The following is a 917-nucleotide window of genomic DNA, read 5'->3' as shown; positions in this document are numbered from 1 at the left end:
CGGAGTGCAGTGTGTCCGGACTGTCAGTGCCCGACACGACGCATTCACAGTTTCTATCAGAGAAAACTCGCGGATCTTCCATGGCAGGGCCGTCCAGCCACGCTGATCGTTTCTGTGCCGCGCTTTTTCTGCCAGACGATGCTTTGTCCACGTCGGACGTTTGTCATGCCCCTTGAGGGGATAACCGTGCGTCATGGCAGACAGACCACACGTCTTGCCGATCTTCATTATTATATCGCCCATACCCTGGGCGGTTCCGCTGGAGCACGAATGACCGTGCGCCTGTGTTGCCCCATCAGCGCCGATACTCTTGTCCGCCGTCTTCTCTCACGTGTGCAGAACACCACAAAAGGCACGGCCCTTACACGTGTGGTGGGGGTGGATGACTGGGCATGGCGGCGGGGACATCACTATGGAACGATTGTGGTTGATCTTGAGAAAAATGATGTCATTGACCTCCTGCCAGATCGGGACGCTGATACCCTTGCCCGATGGCTGCAGGTCCATCCCGGTATTGAAATCATTGCCAGAGACCGTGCCGGTGCTTATGCAGACGGATGCCGCAGAGGCGCACCATCCGCTCTTCAGGTGACAGACCGCTGGCATCTGCTGAAGAACCTGTCAGACGCTTTTGTCAGCATTCTGGACCGTTTTACGACAACAGTGAGGACCCTGACACGACAGCTGAACGTATCAACGGCAGTAAGCAAAATATCTGAAACAATCAGAGCGCATCCAGAAGAGGCGCAGGCGGTCGTCAGGTCAGCCTCTGGGGAACGACGTGATATTCTTTTCAAGGAAGCTCTTGCCCTGAAAGCAGCGGGACACAGCATTCAGGCTATCGCCACAACGATCGGGGTAGAGAGAAAAACCGTGCGGCGCTGGTTTCAGCGGGGCCATGCACCACCATGGAAAAG

The 917-nt window shown here is 55.9% G+C and carries 1 protein-coding gene; it reads left to right on the top strand.

Annotation, left to right across the window (positions count from 1 at the left end):
- Positions 1-917 (top strand): ISL3 family transposase (locus AD928_RS00130; protein ID WP_156470001.1); only part of this gene is annotated, 917 nt, incomplete at both ends.

This window comes from Acetobacter cerevisiae (assembly GCF_001580535.1).
Classification (GTDB): Bacteria; Pseudomonadota; Alphaproteobacteria; order Acetobacterales; family Acetobacteraceae; genus Acetobacter; species Acetobacter cerevisiae.
Note: the sequence above shows the minus strand (reverse complement) of the source record. Positions and strands in the feature narration are given on the sequence as shown.